This window comes from Ruminiclostridium sufflavum DSM 19573 (assembly GCF_003208175.1).
Classification (GTDB): Bacteria; Bacillota; Clostridia; order Acetivibrionales; family DSM-1351; genus Ruminiclostridium; species Ruminiclostridium sufflavum.
Window position 1 is genome coordinate 18,856 of the sequence record NZ_QKMR01000003.1, and the last position, 20,069, is coordinate 38,924.

The window sequence follows — 20,069 nt, forward strand, 5'->3', positions numbered from 1 at the left end:
TCCCTCCTTTGCAAACAAAAAGCACCGCATCTCTGCAGTGCCGATTTACTTGCTATATTTTTAATTCATATCACCTATCTTATTTCCGTTTTCGTACATACCACTTGCTTCGGTTACTTTGTTTGCTCCTCCATCCGGTACATTATCAAAACCCGGAAGTCCGCCGGAGGTCTGACCTTTTGTACCTGTTTTCTTTTCTGGCTTGGTTGGCTTTGATGGTTGTACAGGCTGTGAAGGCTCATCTTTTTGTTTAGTAGGTTCTACCGTTTTTGTACTTGGTTCTTTAGTAGAAGCAAAAGACGGCTCTGTCGGTTTTTTAGGTACATCACTCTGAATCTTCTGATCAGTACCGGTATCGACTGCTCCATTATCCTTTTGTGTCTCTTCCGAAACTGTTGCCGGTGTTTTTGCAGTACCCGTTACTTCCGTTGGATTTTGACTATCTGCAGCAGCAGTGTTGTTTTGAGTACTTTGCGCCGGAATATCAACCTCTTTTACAGGTTCCTTCTTAAATTGTGATGCTATCAATATTATAAGCACAATGCTTATTACAAGTCCGACTGATACAATCAGACGTTTTTTTATTTTATCAGTTGTATTTTTCATAAGCAACTGCCTCCTCATTTCTTAAATTATTTCGCTCTTTGAGGCTCACCCTACCATAATTGTCTAAATAAGTCTACTATTTTTTTCTAAACTCTAAAACTCAGGTGTATAGCCTGCACTGTTTTTTACTTTTATCTGCATGCATGGCAGCAGTTTTCCTCCAAATGATACGGGAACCTCAAGTATAATTGAACTGTCAATTTTAAATCGCTGTCCTGACTTGTCACCATCGGCAAAGGGGGCATTTTGTATTTCCACATCTAAATCCCATATTTTAAATTCCGTTTTGCCCTCACTGGATATTTTTGAATGGTATTCACCGCTTTGATTTAAACCAAGGCTTGTATCCATTTTATCATAAATATTTCCATAATCAACCGATTCCTCGAAATCTGAATCTATAGGCTGATATCCTCCCGAGTAGCCTTCACGGACTCCATGATAAACATCATCGTAGTTTTCACTGACAGTGGAAATAACAGCATTTTGCAGTGTATCACAAACACCCTGCGATATAATCATGAGCTTTAAGTACTCAGATACTCCTGCAAATACCATGACGAGACAGAGAGTAACTGCCACTGCAAGAGGAAATCCGCTACCTTTGTTATTTACCAATGCCCTACGTGCCTTATTTATTTCCAATAGACTTCCCCCTTTCCTGCCGCATCAGCCCGCAAGGTAACCGGGAAAGAACCGAATCCCCCAAAAAGGCCTATGTTTACATCATAAGTCACTGTCAATGATATTTCTTCGTTTAACTGAATCTGGCCTGTCTTTGACCATTGAACAGCAGGGGATATTCCTGTTTTCTCTCTTAGTAAAACCTCACGTCTTGATGTTTCGCTTCCTATTCTGCCTGCAATTTCTGCTTCTCTCACCAGCTCCGTTGCGAAGGTATCCACCTTCTGTTTTGCTATGTATGCCGGAAATACCTTGACAGCGGCTGCAATTACAAGCATTGCACACATTACAAGTACGACAGTGTCAATATATCCTTCGCCACGATTGTTTTTTAATAACTGTTTCATCGTTCGCCTCCTTAGAACATTCCGCCAAGCGAGCGGAGAATTTCAGAGACAATAACTGCCGCATAAGTCATGATAAAACACAAAAGCATAACAAAGCTGAACACTCTAATTTTGGGAGGAATTTTCATTGCTTGGGCTTTCAGCCTTTGGAGTTCCAGTTGTTTCATGTCATGTGCAAGCATTTGAAAGTACATTGCTCCATCATCCCCACGAAGAACACCAAGCAAACCTCTTGTTATGTCTGAGAGCATAGGAGAACCGATTTTTGCCTCAAACCTTGTAAGTGCGGCTTCATAGCTGCTTGAACGCATGTCCGCTGTTAAGATATCAAGTTCATTTTCAAATTCCCATCCTGCATTCTTTTTGAAATTTTCCAAAATGCCAAGCACATCTCTGCTTGCCTTCAGCTCCTGTGTTATCGTTGCTGCAAATCTCGGCAGCTCTGCCTCAATCTTTTCTCTTTTAGCGGAAAGCTTTTTATCCGCTTTTTGTGTTTCCTTAAAGTAAATCATAACTGCAAGGAAACACAGAATTGGAGCAAGCATCGGCAAAAGCAAAAGGCAGGGAACGACTCCAAGAGCCACAAGTGCCGATTTTACTAATGCAAATGCCATAAATTCCTCGGGTGTCCCGTTAATTCCGGCTGCATTAAGTGTATTTTTCATACGTTTCCTTTTGTACTCATTAATAGGCATATATTTTGCAAGCTTTACTGCCCAACCGTTTATGAGTACATCAATGCTTTTTCCTCTCTCTGTCCCTTTCCCGGCTGCTAAAACCACTGCCCTGCCTGCGGCAAGAGTAGGTAATTTCAGCGCATCTGCCAGAATGAAGAAAACCCCTGAGGCAAACAGTATTCCGAATAAAATGATTAATATAGTCATATCCGCCTACCTCCTGTACTCAATGGGCTGTGTAAGCCTTATTACAAATGCCGCAGAAATAAAGACTGCTGTAAAACAAATTGCAAGAATGATTTGTCCAAGAGGTGTATGCATCAGTGTGTGATACCAGTCCTTATTCAGAAAATACAGCAGAGGTATATTCCCAATCACTAGAATTTGCATTGCAATGAATTCTTTTCTCGGCTCAAAGACCATATTTTCAAGTTCTCCGTTTACAACCCGCATATCTGAAAGTTTTGAAACTATAGGTATCAGCGTTGTTTTAAGGCTTCTGTCAAGCTGGCAGGCAATTAATGCATCGCACCATTCACGAAACACAGCATTTTCAATCTGCTCTCTCATTTCCTGTAAACCTGCCGTAATATCAGGATTTATCATTTTAATCCGACATGCAAACCCGTTGAATACAGACAGGACAGGAGGATTCAGATAGTTAATATTTTCTTCAACTGCCGTCAGAATATCTTCTGTTCTCAGGTATGCAGTGGTAATAATAGAGAGAGCTGTTTCAAGCTCTGCTGCAATATCCTTTTTAAAGTGTGACTGTGTGAACCTTACATACCAGAATGGCAAGAGCATGAAACCTATTCCAAGGACGGGAACAGCGAAGAAGTTTCCAAAAGAGATTGCAATTGCTCCACCAATACCAAACAGCAGCAGTGACAGCGAACAAATAACCGGGAACCATTCCTCACGCCCGGTGTTTTTTAATATAGACTGCACCTCTGCTGTCTCACGTCTTAAGTAGGATATTTTTTTACGTTTGGTTACTTCATTAATTTCATCCTTGATGCTTCTGGGTTTCCCTAAAAGATTTTTAAATATGCTATTTGTAAACTCCATCGGTGATATTGAAAATAAAATAAACAATCCTGTTATTAAGCCGGTACAGGCAATAACCAAAACTACATTCATTCAGAAACAGCCTCCCTTCCTTCCATGCTTTTTAACATTTCGAGAGGCATTCCGTTTTCAAGCAGTCTTTTTGCAAGACTATCAGAAATACGGCTTTTTTGCTCATGGTAGCCGCTGATATGAAACCTCCCTGTATCATCCATCTGATTCTCTGTAATGACATATTGAAACAGTGTGCGGTAGTTCCTTTTTCCGTCATGTAAAATCTGGCATTCCATTATTTCCATTAAACGTCTTTGCTTGTTTTCAAGCTGTTTGCAGAATACTATAATGGGATATGCCTCTGTTACATACCCCATCAAAGTTTCATCGGACATATCCACGGCACGTTTGCAGAGCGAGACCATTCTTCGGTAGGTTGCCTCACAGGAATTGGCATGAATTGTTGTAAGCACGGCGATACCTGTTCTGGCTGCCTCTTGTGCAGCATTGGCTTCTGCACCACGCATTTCTCCTACTACTGCAATGTCGGGATTAAAACGAAGTGCCATATCAAGCAGCATTATCTGATCAACCCTCTGCTTTTCATTTTCGCTGTCACGGGTAATTGTATGAATAACGGAATTAACCGCCTTCCCATCCTCAAACCTTGTCAAATCAAGTTCACGGGAACCATTTTCAATTGTATATATCCTCTTGCCGTTTGGAATAGTTGTGAGCAACCATCCAAGTACCGTAGTTTTGCCTGAACTTGTCGCACCTGCCACACAGACTGAGATTCCATAGCGTATGAGGTTTGATAAAAAATCCAGCATTTGCTCAGTTGCTGTTCCGCTTCGGACAAAATCCTCCTTTTTCATGCTCTGCGGATTTACAATACGGATAGAAGCCGCAATTCCTACATCCTCGTCCACAAGAGGTGTTTTAAGCACAGCAATTCTGATATTCTTTGATAAATGACCGAGTACCGCCGGGCTTGCATTATCAAGAACAATCCCTGAGACATGCAGCATTCTTCTGATTACATTGACTGCGTGTTCGGGAGAATCGAAATGCTCATCTAGCTTTACATTCCTGCCGTCGGAATACTGCACTTCAATGTCACGCCATGAGTTTATATCAATTTCCTCAATCCCTTTTCCGAAAATATATTTTGTCAGAAAGCCGTACTCTGCCATTTCAGTATAAAGTGCATCGATCAGCTCCTGCGCATCCATGCCTTTTACTGCAGTTCTTTCATCCATTACATATTTCCCGATGTATCGTTTCATATGGTTCTCGGCATTTTCCAGTTTTTGATTTGTTATCAAAGCAGAATAGTTGCTTGAAATGTATTCTTGCACATCCTTTAAGACTGTTCTAAAATCCTTTTTCTCTGACTTCGGCATAAAAAACAAGGAGTGGGTACGATTTTCATTACCCAACTCCTTATTGTTCTGGTTTTTTTGGCCTTTAAGTAATTCCGCTATTCTATTTTCCACCTCATTTGTATCGGCATCTGTTGCCTTGTTAGCTTCAGCCTCTGACAAAATATTTCGTTTCTTAGGTACAGTTTGTTCAATTAATTTACTGGTTTCTTCCTCAAACTGTTCTTTTTGTTCCGCAGCACCCTCATGAAACACAGAATTGCTTTTAACATTTTCTAGCATCCGAACACCTCTTTTGCAATTTTCTTTATTTCTCTGCGAAACTCTCTGCTGCTTTTTAATGTAAGATCGGCAAGTAAGTTTCCTGAAAGGTATTGTTCCTCAACCTCATCTGAATAAGGCAGTTTAAAGGAAATACCTCCTAATGCTGCTGCCATATGTTCAATGTCGTGGTTGGATTTAATATTTGATAGGGCTTTGTATTGTTTATCCATATCCCAGTTGCCGTTTTGCAGAAGCGGCAGCTGACTGGAAAGGTAGCTGATGGATTTCAAATCACAGTTTGCAAGTCTCAGGACGCTGTCACTCTCCAAAAGAGAGACCGCCGACAGTATGTCATTTGCAATATAGCTCGAACAGTCAATGATTATGAACGGAGCTATTTTTCTCAGAGACTCGATGAGCTCCTGTGCCTGAGCTTTTGTGTATGAGGCGTAGGTAAATTCATTTTCTCCTTTGAGCATTCCAACCATTGTAATGTACGACATCTTTTTATGTGTTATCAGATTGTACTTTACAAGAGGTTCTGTTACATGGGCTGCTGATAAGATACTTCCAAGCGATCCATATGGCCTATTTGAATTCTTTTCACATTCCAAATCTGCCGGAGGACAGATGCAGGAAAGCATCGGAGCTGTCATATCACAAAGCACCAATACCACATTTTTCTTATTATCAGCAAGGTATTTGGCAAGCTTGACCGCTGCAGTTGTTTTTCCTACCCCCGGACTTCCCCATACAGCGAGTACACCTCCGTGCAGGATATCGTCCTTTGCCGTTTTTTCTCTGGCAGCACGGGAAAAGATGGTATCTTTCTTAAAGTTTATCATCCTTAGTCCTCCTTGTTGCTGATGCTATTTTCACTTACCCCATTGGAATTTTTAGAAGCAATCTCCACTTCAACTTCTGCTTTACCTTTAGTTATCTGCGCTTTATCAGCTGAGTTTTCTGATACCTCTTTTTCTTTTGGATATAGTTCTTCCAAGATGTTTGTCTGCATATCAAGAAACTTCTTTGAATTATCAGGAGCTCCGCGGTAAACAAGGGAAAGGTGTATTCCTCCGTCAGCCTCAAGTTCTGCTAATATATTTCCTTGTTCTGGTGTTACCAGCAGGGTTACTGTTGACGGAAGTTCTCTTTCGTCTGCTTTTGGCTTTTCTTTCTTCTCATCAGTGTTGGCATCGTAGCCATTTGATGCAGTAACTGAGATCACTTCGACATATTTAAGCTCCGGAGGAATCAATGTCGCTCCTTGTTTTTTGTAGTCAGGTGCAATTACCGACACTATATCTCCGCTTTTGAGCTTTCCCGAAAGACCGTTTGCAAAGCTTTTTATAGTTATTGAAATAGCCTGCCTGCTTCCATCAAGACTATATAAATATGTATTTTCAGCGGCAGGAGTTTTTGATATCTTTGTGTTTAATATATAATCTCCAACTGACATGTCAACAAGCGCATAACACCCTACCACAGTATCCTTCTTTTTGATTACATTTTGAGGAAGATTATATCCTCCGACCTCTGCTGCCTGCACCATGTCCTTAGTGATTTCATCGCCTGCTTTGATATTTTTTGTCACACGGACAATCTCTGTTTTCTTGCTGATTCCTTTGTTAAACAGCGGTGTAATGCCGAAGCAGATGAGGAGTGAAAGCAAAATGCAAAAAACTCCCACCACTGTTCTGTTTTTAAATATCTTCATATATGAATTCCTCCCAATTTCATTAGATATGCGACAAGAAAGCCTACTGCAAGGCATGGTGCAAGAGGCATAGAGTGATTCAGTGCCTCCTGCTTTTTCATCCCTTTTACAAGTGCATAAGAAATAAATATGAGCACTTGCAGTGTGAATCCTATTATTAATCCGCAGTTCGTCATTTGCAGTCCAAGAATTAATCCAACAGCTGCTGTAAATTTAATATCACCGCCGCCTAACCGCTCCGGTGCTATCCACCTTACTATTATGAAAAGCGGCAGTGCTGCAAGTATGCCCAACAGATTTATTACTTTAAAGTCCAGTACCGATAAAGCTGCCGTTGAAATACATATGTAAGGCGGTATTTCTTTTTTTCTGATATCTGTATATGCCGCCCAAAGCATTATACAAAAAAACAGCACCGCCTGAACGATACTGTTAACCTGCATAATTGAACATGCCCTTTATTTTATTTGTAAGTGTCGGCATTACCACATCACCGAACAATGCATATAACCCTGCAAGAAGCAATGCTCCAAGTACTACTGCGATCAAAATTTTAACCGCGGTATCTATGTATCCGTCCCCTCTGTTGTTTGCTAACACCATATGCGTTTTGGCAGCCTGCACTTTTACAAAATCACTTGCTTTTATCACTAATTTTTTCATATTCATTTACCCCATTTTCTTAGATATTTTTTGAATTTTATTTACATTGTCATTGTGTGAGTGTTTCCCTGCTCTGTTCCAGTAGGCATTTCCTGCTTCTGCACTTTATTCTGCCCTTGTGCAAGTGCATGTTCATAAGCTCCTATTACAGCATTGTCAAACTCTTTTCTGGCTTCTGCAGTACACGGAAAACATATATCCTTGTATTCACCGTTCCCTGCTTTATAACTCGGCATTGAAACAAAGAGTCCTTTCGAGCCCTCCATTAGTTTCACACCACGTACGGCAAAAGCACCATTGATATTAACTGTAGCAGTTGCTCTCAGTGTACCTTCAGGTCTTATGCTTTGAATTTTTACATCATAACGAAGCCCTGTACCATCTTTCTGTATGTTTGTTGTTTCTTCCATAACTCATTACTCCTTCCTTTTACATTCCCATTTTTATGTCCTGCTCCTGCTGGTCTGCGAATTCAATTTTCTGAAAACCAATCGTATTAACATAGTAAAAGTCGCTGCCTCTTTCATTATATATCTCCACCACATCAGATATCGAAAGTGAATGCCCTGTAAATCCATTTGGATGATCCAGGTTGAATTTAGCATAGATACCTTCCAAATCATTGGTTTCAAGCTCACCATCATAAACAGCTTCATAATTTACCATGCTTGGCTCTCCGGAAGCTTTAACCACTTCGTCATAAGATCTGAACCTCAGGTCAAAATCAGAGTCGGCCTTCAACTGCCAGATTCGGACATTTTTAAGAGACTTTTTGTCCTTCAACAGTTCTTCCGCTTTTTCTCCGCTTGATAGGCGGTCAAACACTCCGTCTTTCCAATCTGAAACAAACTTCTTTTCAGACAGCCATTCCTCAAACTCCTTGCTTTGAAATATTTTATCCACTGTCGCCCTGTCCTCTTTTACATATCCAGCCGGATTGCCATAGTAAATAATACAGCCGTTTTTTACTTCAATGCCGCTCAATTGCGTCACCTCCTCCGGCGTATTTATTCATCGGATTTGTTTTCATAGCAGCAAATCTGTTTCCCATAGATGATTTCCTCTGACATCAGACTATTATTAAGCCCTGCCATACAAACTCCTATTTCTTTTAAAATATGAAGTATGCCTTTTGGAACATCTGACAGGTCATGCTTGTACTCCGCCTCAACAACTGTCACTTCACCGCTGTCTTCACTGGTATAGGCACATAGCTTTGCATCCTTTGGAATCCCGGCATCCTCAAGAATAAATTCAGGAAGCTTGATTGACACCGCATCTTCTGTTTCTGTACAGCAGCTACAATCTTCACAGATACCGGCAGACATGACCAGAGCCAGATATAGCTCTTTAATTATTTTTTCCAAGCCTTCAAGAGTTTCTATGACTTCAATTGCAGTCATTTGGGATTTTAAAAGCACCAGACCATTATCTATAGCTTCTGCCTCCAGTTTCCCAACATCTCCGATTTTGTTCTCAACCGTTTCCGTAACGGGCAGACACAAAAACCTTTTTACCTTTTGCTTTGTATTTTCCATTATTTCACTTCCTCCTCGGATAATCCGTTTTTCAAATCAAATAAATTCATTTGTGCCGGAGCATTTTGCTCTCTTTCATGCAAGTTATAGCTAGCAATTAATATTTCAGGAAACTGCGCACCATTGTCATATCTCTGCTTGATATTGTTTATTCTTGTGTAGCTTTCAATTACAATTCCCGGTTTATCATAAAGAGTCCTGATAAACTCACAGTCGTTATATGACAGAAGAAACTTTCCTTCAATAGAAAGCAGCGTATCTCTGAGCTGGATGTGATCCTCCTTTTGAAAGCCCTCCTCTCCGACATTTTTGTAGTACTTTTCTGTATCATAGTATGGAGGATCTAAATAAAAAAAACTGACAGGGCGGTCATACTGCCTTATCAGTTTCTCAAAATCCTTATTCTCAATAACCACTCTTGCGAGCCTTCGATGCGCCTGCTCTATTAAAGGAAAATTGCTCCTCATATCATGGGGCTGGCTGCTGAAGCTCGTTAGCCCAGATGCGTAACTGTATCGTATCAGCTGATAAAAATATGCTGCACGTTTCACATTATCAACAATAGTTTCTTTATCTAACAGCTCTCTGATTTTTTCAAAATCCTCACGGGAATTTAATACATACATCAGCTCCTTCTGTAACTCCTTGTAATCATCTCTTACGCATCGGTACAGATTTACAAGCAGACTATTGAAGTCATTGTATACTTCAAAATCATTGCCGGGCGGTTTATGGAACAGCACCCAGCCTCCGCCGCCAAACACTTCTATGTATCTCTCATAATATAGCGGGAATAGAGATACAATAAGCTCTCTCATAGACTTTTTCCCACCAATCCAACTCATAAAACTGTTAATATCTTATCACCCCTTTACGTTCACAAACCAAATTTGAAGCTTGGCATCACTGCCTGAATCAGGAAAGCAAGACATTGAACGGATCAGTCCATTCTTAGCTTCTGCGATTTTTTCAATTCGACTGTTTAGTTGACAAATGCTCCCCAAAATCTCACTTTTATTGGCAGCGTAATAATAACCACCTTCATCGCTGCAGACGGGATGACCCTCGCATCGAAGCATATTGACTATGTCACGGATTTTTCTTCCGCTCATTTGAAATCTCATTTCCAAGCTCTTGCTCTGCGAAGCCTTCCCTGCTCCTGTGTGGTTTCTTTTCAAATATCTCAAGAATTTTTCGTTTATACTTACATGGTCCACCTCCTATCGCCTCCTACCCTCGGTGGTATAAAGTTTTGAGCAGCAAAAAAGGCCGGCTGTTTCACTGTGTACTGCATCAATTCAACCTGCCTCATTTGTTTTCAATCATAAAAAACATACAGTTTCTATGCCATATTCCAATGCTTTGTAACTTCCCACACTCCCTATTAATAATGACCTTGCCGCAATTCATTTACATACTCATCCCTCTCATAGATTGCTTTTGTTCCTGCTCTTGACTTTCTTCCTGCGGTTTTGAAATAACTTTGAAGCTATCCTCTCCGGGAACTATTCCAAGAGTTCTGCCGTTATCCCATTTCATTTGTAAGCCACCTGCATCGTCAACTAATTCAACCGTCCCCTGCATACCAGGTTCAATAGGTGCGTAGGGGTCATCCATACTGATTAATTCAATTCGAGTCCCTGCCGGATATCGCTTCTTAATTCTTTCAACTTGACTTCTTGACGGAAAACCATTCATATTCTCTTTCCTCCATTTCTTTATTCAAGACATAAAAAAAGAACTTCTTCTATTTCTGTAGATGAAAGCAAACATCTCATTCATAAAAGCAGCTCATATTAACAATTCACTTGAAACATATCTGCACCAAATTTTGAAATCAAGATAGCGTTAATGATGGCTTTGAATATATCTGCTCTAATCAAAGCCTCATCCGCTATCTCACTCATACTTATGTACTCTTTTCCAAAAAGGATGGTTCGTGCTGTTTGGTACAATGCATATCCATCAGTATCAATTAAATTCAGGTTCATCCGTTTAAAATCAAAGCAATCCAAATATATATGTCCCTTAGCCGAATCCCATAGCCTGTCATCCGCAGTAAGTAGAAACAAAACAGCTAGGTAAGCCGGATTTCTGTTTTCTATTGATATATTTTGTATCCGGCATACCTTACAAAATCGGAAACGGTGATTGAGATTTATAAAAACCTCTCCATCAAAGTTTCTGGCTAATCTGGCAAGCCTTCTTTTAAAACGGTATGCCTTGAATTCTTTGAAGCAGTTATCAACAATAGTTTCATAACATATCATCCCTGCTGCTAATCTCTCGGTGAAGTAATTACAAATATTTTCACCGCAAGGGCATTGCAGATTTCCTTTTTTATCATTCGTCTCTTTTACAACAATCACCCCGCTTCCTCTTGGCATAAAATTTGGTACAAGCATCATTAGCTGTTCAATCTCCTGTAGCTCTGTACCGTACATAAAATATTTTGACATCGTTTGTTAACCTCTCTTTCTGATTTTGGGTATAAAAAAAGAGGCTATGTTTTTCAGTAACGAAGAACATAACCTCTTGATTGTTTACCCGATGGGATTTATTAAGTTGTTTTCGGTTTTATATGAAAACAGAGGCACCAAGATTTATCATCGAGGTATCTCTGAATTTTCTTAATTTTAATTTTAAAATGTTAGGCATGCCTACTATATTCTCATTAGGCCAATGAGGTGCACTGCGCCCAATACTCATTGGACTGGTTCAGAACATTAATCAAACAAAATAGGCAATAATGTTTTATACTATTCCGTTCCTGTCAAAACAACCTTTTTCCGTCTGATATATTTATACCAAGCTCTTTCGCCATACTGGTTTGCTTAAATGGATTTACTTTTTCCACTACTCCGTCACGTTTAAAAAGTGAGCCTGTATTTTTGAACCAAAATGTTACATTTGCTTTTACGCATTGTTCACGGATATTAAGTACCCAATCATAATCACATTCACGAGCCTCTCTCCCCGTTTCACCTCCAACTGTAACATGGTCTACTCCATGAAGATATGATGTTAAATCTATCGCTTCTAAAAGCGGTGCGCAGGCAATAAAACGTCGCTTTATCGGATAGGATAAAAATAATGGAAGCCTATAATCGGCTAATATTTGATTTTCGACAGTACATCCAATATTCACATTGTCATATCCAGTATCCCAATCTGACGGAAGCGATACAAGGAAGCGGTCAATCCTTTTTGTCAAAATCAAAAATTCTATATCTGTTCTTTTCTTGATGATAGCCCATATTTCTTTACGCCATTCATCTGCTTCAGGAAGAAAAAAGTCAGTTGCAAAACAAGTTGCAAGAATTTTGTTACCTTTAATGTTGTATTCGCCTTTAGCATTAGTCCTTATAGGCCAATCAAATTTGTCTGTTTTTTCTATGGCGTTTTGACCATATCGTTTTGCATGGGGTCCATAAAAATAACAATATGTACAACCATCACTAATTTTGTAACAGCCTGTCCATGGTTCCCAGTTCATAGCGTCCTCCTTATTTAGTGAGTTTTATTGTGTCTATATATAATCAATCTTTTTGCGCCTTTTCCGCCAAATGCGTACAAGTTATTATTTACCTCAAAGCCTCGTTTTCCATCTGTCATTTCTCAAATATCTCTATGTCATCTATATTTTTGCCCTTTTTTAAGCCTCAAAAATGATCATTTTTTTGCTCATTTTTTGCCCAAAAATCGCTCCAAAACCACAACATGTTGTGGTCAAACTCTACTTTTTATCCTCCGAACCACATTTCGTCATCAGAATTATCGCTTCTACGTGCCCCGTCCACGGGAACATATCCACCGGCTGGACCTCCTTCACCTCAAACCCATTCTCGCACAAGAACTTCAGGTCTCGTGCAAGCGTGGATGGGTTACAGCTTACGTATACGATACGTGCAGGCTTCATTGCAACAAGTGTCTTTAACAGGACCTCTTCGCAGCCCTTTCTGGGCGGGTCAACCACAACCACATCCGCCCGGATTCCCTCGTCATACAGCTTCGGTATTACAACCTCTGCTTCACCCGCCAAAAATTCAACATTAGCTATGCCGTTTAGTTCAGCGTTTTTTTTGGCATCGTCAATTGCCTCCCGGACGACCTCCACTCCAATAACCTTTTTAGCTTTTTCAGATAAGAAGAGAGAAATAGTTCCTATACCGCAATACAGGTCGAAAACAGTTTCATTTCCGGTAAGTCCCGCATATTCAAGAGCTTTACTATACAGCACCTCAGTCTGAACAGGATTGACCTGAAAAAAAGAAAAGGGTGAAATATTAAATCTATATTTTCCAATATAGTCTGAAATGTATTCCTGCCCATAAATACAGGTATTCTTGTCACCCAGAATAATATTTGTACTTCTGGTATTCACATTAACGATAATACTCTTAATATTCTCGTACCTTTCACACAGAAGCCTCACCAATTCCTCTGCCTTGGGGATTTTTTTACCGTTTACAACCAGCACAACCATAAGCTCATTGGTTTTAAAGCCTATCCTGACCATTACATGACGAAGAAAGCCTTTGCCTGTCTTTTCATTATAAATGCTTATCCTCCTTGATGCAAAGAAGCCGCGGACAACCTCGCTTATATCACTGCTTTCCCGGGGCTGAATATTACATTCCATACTTTCGATAATATTATGTGAGCCCTTTTCATAAAATCCGATTTTAACATCGGCACCGCAGCTTCCAACAGGATATTGAACCTTATTTCTATAATGAAACGGCTTCTCCATTCCTATAGTATTATATACCTGTACATTTTCAAGACCGCCGATTCTCTTGAGATTTTGACGGACAGTATCAGTTTTGAATTCCAGCTGTGCATCATATGACATATGCTGAACAGAACAACCGCCGCACCTGCCAAAAGCCGGACAAAATGGCTCTGCCCTTTTTTCAGACAGTCTGTGAATATCAACAATAGTACCGACTGCATAGCTTTTGGTCTGCTTAATAAGCTTCACATCAACTGTCTCACCCTCAAGAGCACCGTCCACAAAAACCACAAATCCGTCAAGTTTGCCTACTCCTTGGCCTTCATGAGTTAATCCCGTTATGTTAATTGTATATATTTCACTCTTTGATAATATCTTTTGAAAAGATTTTTTCATTATTATGTTCATGCCCTGCAATCAGTTCGGAAAATTCCCGTTAATTGTACAGACACGGACCCATTCCCCCTTTTATATCCGGATAAATTCCAGGACTCTTCAGTCCTGTTTCATGAGAGCTTCCGACTTTTAATATCACCTTTTACTTCCGGCGTCCACTCCGCCTGTAAGGACACCCTTGTGTCTGAAAAGCTGCAAGTATTCAAGCTGCATTGGAATTAGCTCTTCTGCAAGATAAGTCAATTACTATAGGCTAAAGACCTACGATATCGGCCGATAGCTTGTATCTGAGGCTCAAGCTGGCTTCAAAACCAGCTAAAAACCTTATTAATTATTCTGTTTTTGACCTTCTATCTTATAAAATTTGTCATAACGCGTTTTTCTTCCGACGGAACAGGAATCTTATCCTTGCCTGCTTCAATTATCTTGAGCAGCCATGCCATAGCTCTGGCATTTTTGCGAAGAGTTTGAATGCCTTCCATATCCTGAAGAACCTCCCCTTTTTCCTTGCCATATGCTATAGTCCAGTATTGAGAAGGGGGTATGACTGTCTGAGCCAAATTAAGATAGTTATTAAGCTGATGTACCGCATCTACACCGCCTGCACGTCTTACAACAGAAAAAGACGTTGCCACCTTATATTTAAAATAAGCCGAGCTTGTATAAAATACTCTGTCCAGAAAAGCTTTCATAGTCCCTGCTATTCCTGCATAATAGGTCGGAGAAGAAAGAATAAAACCATCTGCTTCACGCATTTTCTTCGCGGTCTCATTAACAATATCCTCCCTGAAAACACAGTGATGCTCATCAGAAGTCCCACAGTATCCGCAGCCGATACAGCCATGAATATCCAATTGGCCGACTTGAATAATTTCAACATCTATTCCCTGCTGTTCAAGTTCATCTGTCATAACCTTCAAGGCTTGACTTGTGTTCCCGTTTTTACGCGGACTCCCGTTAATAGCAATAACCTTCATAATCATACACTCCTTTTGTGCTATATTTCATAGTATACCCCCTGCCCTTGACTGTAAGTCAATAGTATTAATAAAAATTTATTAATTGTTGCTCATTTGCAGATAATATACAGTAATTAATTTTTTAAATTATTTTACGCATTATTATACATTAAGAATACACAATATTCATTATGATGAAAAGCAGCAATAAATTTCTTAATTTATGGAACCAAACCCAAGCTTTTACCGTCTAAACCGATATACTATTTACATACTCAGCTTCTACATAAAATATTAGTGCTTTCTGTTGACAAGCTTGAGCACATACAATTTTCAACTGGCAAAGTTAAATAAAAATATCTTTCAGCCGTAAATTATCTTCAGCAGCCATTAAATTTTAAAAAACTTAATGGCTGTGCACAAAGAAAGGATGGAACCAAAATGAGAAAAAGATTAATAGCCGGAAGTATTCTATCCCTGACTATTACTATTTTATCGGGAATTATACTGCCTGCATCAGGCCAGTCTACGGACATACCTGTACAGGAAAGCACCGCCGTGCAAAATACTCAAAGCAGCGAGGTATATCTATATTTAGGAAGTCCTCTTATACTGTCACAGGACAAAATATCTCCTCTTGATCCTGTAAATCTCGATGTTGCAGCCACAGTTGCCGACAATCGCACCTTGGTGCCTCTTGCCGCATTATCGGAGTATTTCAAAGCTGAAGTCAGCTATAACAGTGCAGAAAGGAATGCAGTAATTGATTACAAAGGCAAGCAGTATCTATTCCCGATCGGTGAAAAAAAATATATTATAAGGGCAGGCTCAGCCGAAAATGAAATTCCTATGGACACCGAAACCTCTGTTCTGAACCAGAGGGCTATGGTTCCATTAAAGGTAGTATGCGAAGACATACTTGGAAAAAAGGCTACCTACCATGATAAAATAATTGCAATAGGTGATAAAGAAATTAATCTGAGAGAAAACAAAGAGCTTACAGCCAACATAAAGCTAAAAATTGGTTCGGCATTAAAGGCACAGTCGCTTGAGCAGATAAAATCAATTATGTCCCAGTCATATATACGCCGCGACTATGCAGCCGCAGTTACCAATGCTCTGGATTCTGGCAACGCCAAATCTGCTGCCATCGCTGAAAGCGATTCCACACAGGCAGAAGCCCCTGCTGTCTCTGAAGACTATTCTGCAACCAACACACAGGTACAGGGAATTGATGAGGCTGATATTGTTAAGACAGACGGAAAGTATATTTATATAGCCGGAAACAATGCTGTCCGCATAGTCAGTACTGATAGCAGCGGAAGCCTAAAGGATATTTCCTCTGTCAGAATGCCACAGAATAAGACGCTGTCTGAAATATACATTGACGGCGACCGCCTTGTTTTGATGGGAAGCCGGTATGAAACTGAAAGTCAGAATCAACCCGTCCCTGAGCAGAAATCTGAATCCCCGGCATTGGAAAAAGACCTTGTGATTAATAATGATATAGCTATAGACTCCAAGATGTCTATGCCCTACAGATACAAAAGCTACAGCTTTATAGATGTATATGATATTACAGATCATCTGAATCCTAAGTTCGTCAAAAGCCATGAAATGGAAGGCAATTATCAATCCAGCCGCAAAAATGGTGACATCGTCTATCTGATAACAAATACATACGTATATGACGGTATAGTCCTCCCCCTTATGAGGGATACTGCGGCAGGAGACAAGACGGTGTCTTTGCCCATTAAAGATATAATGATAATGCCGGATTGCCAGTCCTCGGGATATTTAATTGTATCTGCGGTCAATATTAAAAATAATGAAAAAGCTCAGACAGAAGCTATTTCCACCTCCGGACATATTACCTATATGAATGATTCATCACTCTATCTGGCTGGTAATGACTACACCGGGCAAACTATAATAACAAAATTTAATATTGACGGAATGAACATAGGATATGCAGGCTCCGGCAAGATAAGCGGCTATATATTAAATCAATTCTCCATGGATGAATATAACGGTTATTTCAGGGCAGCTACCACCTGGAATAATGAGAATAGCCTGTTTATACTTGATAATTCTCTCAATGTATGCGGCTCTCTAACCGGCCTGGCAAAGGATGAGCAGATATATTCCGTCCGTTTCATGGGAGATAAGGGCTATATAGTAACCTATAGAACAATGGACCCCTTATTTGTATTTGATTTGTCTGACCCCAAAAACCCCAAAGTGACAGGCGAGCTAAAAATACCCGGCTTCAGCAATTATCTGCATCCTGTGGGAGAAAATTTGATTTTAGGTATCGGACGTGATACCTATGAAATATATAAAAAAGATTCCTCCGGTAAAGATATTGTAGTCGGAACAAGACAGGGCGGAATCAAGCTGTCTTTATTTGATGTATCTGACACGGGCAAGCCGGAAGAAATCTCAAGCTATGTGCTCGGCGATTCAGGCAGTTATTCCGATGCCTTTTACAACCACAAGGCTGTGATGTTTAATTATATTAATAATAACGTTGCTTTTGATGCCTATATTAACGATATTTCAAATAAAAACAGCCAAGGGGCGGCAGTCTTTAATATAGCCAACGGTGAAATAAAGCTCAGAGGAATTTTAGATTATATACAGCCAGAGGTCTACGGCTCCTATATACCATATGGCCGCAGAATCTTATATATCGGTGATGAGCTTTACTATATACAGGATGGAATTGTGTCCTCGTACAATTATAAGACATTGGAAAAAATAGATACCTTAATGCTAAAGTAAATTACTATCGGCTAAATAAACAATGATATCATAACCGGTTACATTGGGTCTTGAAGGCCTTAAGCCTCCTGAAAAAGCCTGCAAGCCCATTGATAGCCGGCTTGAAAGCAATATTCACCTAAAATTTTTAACAATAATTATTGCTCAACTTTTTCAGTTAAAAATTATAGAATTTTTTATTTTTAGTATATTTTTATATTCTTACTTCCATAACTTATCAGAATAATAAATACGTATAAAGAAAAAAATATACTGTAGTTAAAATATCTGTATCAAAGAAAGGATAATTTACTATGGAAAAGGTAGAGTATAAAGAAAGATCCAGTGTTGGGCAGTTTTTATTGCGTTTAGTGGTTGGAGCGGTTGTTTTGGCAATTACAGCATTTTTTACGCCCGGATTTACAATTTCATCCTGGCTTTCGCTTGCAATTGCCGCTATTGTTCTGGCTGTACTGGATATGCTTGTGAATATGATTTCCGGCATAAATGCGGCGCCGTTTGGAAGAGGAATATCCGGCTTTGTACTGGCTGCTGTTATTATTTATGCCATCAAGTTTATTGTTCCGGGATATAATATAACAATTTTAGGTGCTTTAATCGGTGCTGTTATCTATGGAATAGTAGATGCTATAATTCCCGGACGCGCAATGTAGCCTTCACTTAATAGTTTTCTTGGGACTGCTGCAAAAATGCACAGTCCCATTTAGTTTTAGCAATATAAATACCGGCAAAAAAAATGTCCCACTAAGGGGACAGAAATCAGTGTATTAATTGAATCAGTTTGCCGTTAATATAAGTATTCCCTTTTGTATGCATTTAAACCTTTATTTTCCAATTTATTTTTCAAGCTTTCTATTTTCTTATTAATTCTTATAGTTCCAAAAATAAGTCTGAATTCAGTTACCCATCAGATTTATTCTATTAACTTATTAGAATAAGTCTTTGAGCTGTAAAATTAACCAGCAAAACGGATTAATTTATTAATATGTATATAAAACCGGTAAATTCAGGCAATAATAAAATAAAGGCCTGATTTTTGATATAGCTCCGATTTTGGATGCCTTCACCCTGATTATATCATATGCAGCTATATAAATAATTTTTCTTTTTTCTGTAAAAGTATTGCATCATTATCTCAACAATGGTATAAAACAAGTAAAGGATTATCCTTGTAACATTAATTTAATTATTTTCCCAATGGTTTAATCTCAGATAAATTGTTTAATACATATTCGCCCGAAAACGTAGGTTTAATCCTTAAATCTAATTTTTATAAAAGGAGAACGGTGGTATTAACTAATGAAAGTCTCAAGTATTATTAAAAAGCTGAATAAGACATACTCTATTGTTATTATTCCAAACAGTAACGATTCAGTTAAAAGATATTCTCTTAAAGCACCCTTTGCCAAAATATTGCTTACATTACTTATAGTGTTTTCAGTTTCAATTACGGTATATCTCATTAACTATTCACAGAAGAGTGCTCAAATGCAGGAAATAAGCAGAGAAGAGCTGCAGCAGCAAATACAGACCTTATCATTATCACTCATAAAACAAAACGAAGCCTTATCGGCAAGCAATAATCATATTCAAGAATTGCAGTCAAGGGCTGCGGCCGACAAAGACAAAATTGACGAGTTTACAAAAATGTATAAGGAAATAGCAGATAACTATATTTCAAAATCCAGCAGAGGTACTTCTTCAAAAAACGTAAGCATAAGTCAGACAGGCATGGATTTGATTAAATTGAATAATGTCGTTGAAAAATTGAATGAAAACTTTAACAATGACGGTCAATTGCTGTCAGAGCTCAAAAATTCAAAAACTGACCTTGAAAAGATTGTTGACGCAATTCCTACATTAGCACCTGCTTCAGGAAAAATCGGGTCACCCTTTGGCATACGTATGCATCCTATAAAAAAAGTAAAAATAGCCCATGACGGTGTGGATATATCCTCCTCAAGCGGTGATCCCATTCTCGCATCTGCTTCAGGTGTAGTTGAATATGCAGGATATTCAAACGGATATGGCTACAATGTCATAATTGATCACAAAAACGGCTTTCGTACAATATACGCACATTCCTCAAAGCTATTGGTTAAAAAAGGAGACAGCATTGACAAAGGACAAAAAATTGCATTGGTGGGAAGTACCGGCTTAAGTACAGGCCCTCATCTGCATTTTGAAATAAGAATCGGCAACACCCCTGTTGACCCGACTCTGTATGTTGATTTTTAAATTCAAAATTA

23 protein-coding genes are annotated in these 20,069 nt (G+C 39.2%); 3 read left to right on the plus strand and 20 right to left on the minus strand.

The genetic code is table 11. The annotated features are described in order from the left end of the window. Positions 1 to 60: 60 nt before the first annotated feature. The 20 genes from LY28_RS19020 to LY28_RS02935 form a co-directional block, all read right to left on the minus strand. Positions 61 to 606, minus strand: a complete 546-nt coding sequence (locus tag LY28_RS19020; RefSeq protein WP_110460665.1) for a DUF6550 family protein — start codon at positions 604 to 606, stop codon at positions 61 to 63. A gap of 93 nt (positions 607 to 699) precedes the next feature. Continuing rightward, positions 700 to 1,245 (minus strand): hypothetical protein, encoded by a 546-nt coding sequence (locus LY28_RS02845; protein WP_110460866.1) that lies wholly within the window; start codon positions 1,243 to 1,245, stop codon positions 700 to 702. Then, positions 1,242 to 1,637 (minus strand): DUF4320 family protein, encoded by a 396-nt coding sequence (locus LY28_RS02850; RefSeq protein ID WP_110460666.1) that lies wholly within the window; start codon positions 1,635 to 1,637, stop codon positions 1,242 to 1,244. The genes LY28_RS02845 and LY28_RS02850 overlap by 4 nt, the downstream gene beginning before the upstream one ends. An 11-nt stretch (positions 1,638 to 1,648) precedes the next feature. Further along, positions 1,649 to 2,521: a secretion protein F gene (locus tag LY28_RS02855; protein WP_110460667.1), complete on the minus strand. Its 873-nt coding sequence runs from the start codon at positions 2,519 to 2,521 to the stop codon at positions 1,649 to 1,651. Positions 2,522 to 2,527: 6 nt separating this feature from the next. Beyond that, positions 2,528 to 3,457, minus strand: a complete 930-nt coding sequence (locus LY28_RS02860; protein WP_110460668.1) for a type II secretion system F family protein — start codon at positions 3,455 to 3,457, stop codon at positions 2,528 to 2,530. Continuing rightward, a complete protein-coding gene (locus LY28_RS02865) occupies positions 3,454 to 4,785 on the minus strand; it encodes an ATPase, T2SS/T4P/T4SS family (protein WP_479692067.1) in 1,332 nt (443 codons plus the stop codon). The genes LY28_RS02860 and LY28_RS02865 overlap by 4 nt, the downstream gene beginning before the upstream one ends. A gap of 254 nt (positions 4,786 to 5,039) precedes the next feature. Further along, positions 5,040 to 5,873: an AAA family ATPase gene (locus LY28_RS02870; protein WP_110460670.1), complete on the minus strand. Its 834-nt coding sequence runs from the start codon at positions 5,871 to 5,873 to the stop codon at positions 5,040 to 5,042. Between the two features lie 2 nt (positions 5,874 to 5,875). Beyond that, entirely contained in the window at positions 5,876 to 6,745 is an 870-nt protein-coding gene (cpaB, locus tag LY28_RS02875; RefSeq protein ID WP_110460671.1) for a Flp pilus assembly protein CpaB, read from the minus strand. Beyond that, on the minus strand, positions 6,742 to 7,188 hold the full coding sequence (locus tag LY28_RS02880) for a prepilin peptidase (RefSeq protein ID WP_110460672.1): 447 nt from the start codon (positions 7,186 to 7,188) through the stop codon (positions 6,742 to 6,744). Before LY28_RS02880 ends, cpaB begins: the two co-directional genes overlap by 4 nt. Then, positions 7,178 to 7,408 carry a DUF6133 family protein gene (locus LY28_RS02885; RefSeq protein WP_110460673.1) on the minus strand — a complete coding sequence of 77 codons (231 nt, stop codon included), beginning with the start codon at positions 7,406 to 7,408 and terminating at the stop codon, positions 7,178 to 7,180. Before LY28_RS02885 ends, LY28_RS02880 begins: the two co-directional genes overlap by 11 nt. Before the next feature lie 41 nt (positions 7,409 to 7,449). Next, positions 7,450 to 7,818: a SpoVG family protein gene (locus tag LY28_RS02890; RefSeq protein WP_110460674.1), complete on the minus strand. Its 369-nt coding sequence runs from the start codon at positions 7,816 to 7,818 to the stop codon at positions 7,450 to 7,452. A 19-nt stretch (positions 7,819 to 7,837) separates the two neighbouring features. After that, positions 7,838 to 8,401 carry a YodL domain-containing protein gene (locus LY28_RS02895; RefSeq protein WP_422784978.1) on the minus strand — a complete coding sequence of 188 codons (564 nt, stop codon included), beginning with the start codon at positions 8,399 to 8,401 and terminating at the stop codon, positions 7,838 to 7,840. A gap of 14 nt (positions 8,402 to 8,415) precedes the next feature. Then, a complete protein-coding gene (locus LY28_RS02900) occupies positions 8,416 to 8,946 on the minus strand; it encodes a hypothetical protein (RefSeq protein ID WP_110460676.1) in 531 nt (176 codons plus the stop codon). Next, positions 8,946 to 9,791 carry a DNA adenine methylase gene (locus LY28_RS02905; RefSeq protein WP_110460677.1) on the minus strand — a complete coding sequence of 282 codons (846 nt, stop codon included), beginning with the start codon at positions 9,789 to 9,791 and terminating at the stop codon, positions 8,946 to 8,948. Before LY28_RS02905 ends, LY28_RS02900 begins: the two co-directional genes overlap by 1 nt. A gap of 18 nt (positions 9,792 to 9,809) precedes the next feature. Then, positions 9,810 to 10,163, minus strand: a complete 354-nt coding sequence (locus tag LY28_RS02910; RefSeq protein WP_110460678.1) for a hypothetical protein — start codon at positions 10,161 to 10,163, stop codon at positions 9,810 to 9,812. Positions 10,164 to 10,356: 193 nt separating this feature from the next. Further along, positions 10,357 to 10,644, minus strand: coding sequence for a DUF4314 domain-containing protein (locus LY28_RS02915; RefSeq protein WP_110460679.1), 288 nt, complete (start codon positions 10,642 to 10,644; stop codon positions 10,357 to 10,359). A gap of 98 nt (positions 10,645 to 10,742) precedes the next feature. Beyond that, positions 10,743 to 11,405 (minus strand): hypothetical protein, encoded by a 663-nt coding sequence (locus tag LY28_RS02920; RefSeq protein ID WP_110460680.1) that lies wholly within the window; start codon positions 11,403 to 11,405, stop codon positions 10,743 to 10,745. A gap of 314 nt (positions 11,406 to 11,719) precedes the next feature. Continuing rightward, positions 11,720 to 12,442 carry a DUF5131 family protein gene (locus tag LY28_RS02925; protein ID WP_110460681.1) on the minus strand — a complete coding sequence of 241 codons (723 nt, stop codon included), beginning with the start codon at positions 12,440 to 12,442 and terminating at the stop codon, positions 11,720 to 11,722. A gap of 240 nt (positions 12,443 to 12,682) precedes the next feature. Continuing rightward, the gene (gene rlmD / locus LY28_RS02930) at positions 12,683 to 14,077 is read right to left on the minus strand and encodes a 23S rRNA (uracil(1939)-C(5))-methyltransferase RlmD (protein ID WP_110460867.1); all 1,395 of its coding nucleotides are present in this window, start codon (positions 14,075 to 14,077) and stop codon (positions 12,683 to 12,685) included. A gap of 350 nt (positions 14,078 to 14,427) precedes the next feature. Beyond that, a complete protein-coding gene (locus tag LY28_RS02935; protein ID WP_110460682.1) occupies positions 14,428 to 15,054 on the minus strand; it encodes a flavodoxin family protein in 627 nt (208 codons plus the stop codon). Positions 15,055 to 15,477: 423 nt separating this feature from the next. Between LY28_RS02935 and LY28_RS02940 the strand changes: the two genes are divergently transcribed. The 3 genes from LY28_RS02940 to LY28_RS02950 all read left to right on the plus strand — a co-directional run bounded on the left by LY28_RS02940 (position 15,478) and on the right by LY28_RS02950 (position 20,058). Beyond that, positions 15,478 to 17,820, plus strand: coding sequence for a beta-propeller domain-containing protein (locus LY28_RS02940; protein ID WP_110460683.1), 2,343 nt, complete (start codon positions 15,478 to 15,480; stop codon positions 17,818 to 17,820). 293 nt (positions 17,821 to 18,113) lie between these two features. Continuing rightward, positions 18,114 to 18,473, plus strand: coding sequence for a phage holin family protein (locus LY28_RS02945; RefSeq protein WP_110460684.1), 360 nt, complete (start codon positions 18,114 to 18,116; stop codon positions 18,471 to 18,473). Between the two features lie 646 nt (positions 18,474 to 19,119). Beyond that, the gene (locus tag LY28_RS02950) at positions 19,120 to 20,058 is read left to right on the plus strand and encodes a M23 family metallopeptidase (protein ID WP_110460685.1); all 939 of its coding nucleotides are present in this window, start codon (positions 19,120 to 19,122) and stop codon (positions 20,056 to 20,058) included. Positions 20,059 to 20,069: the final 11 nt, after the last annotated feature.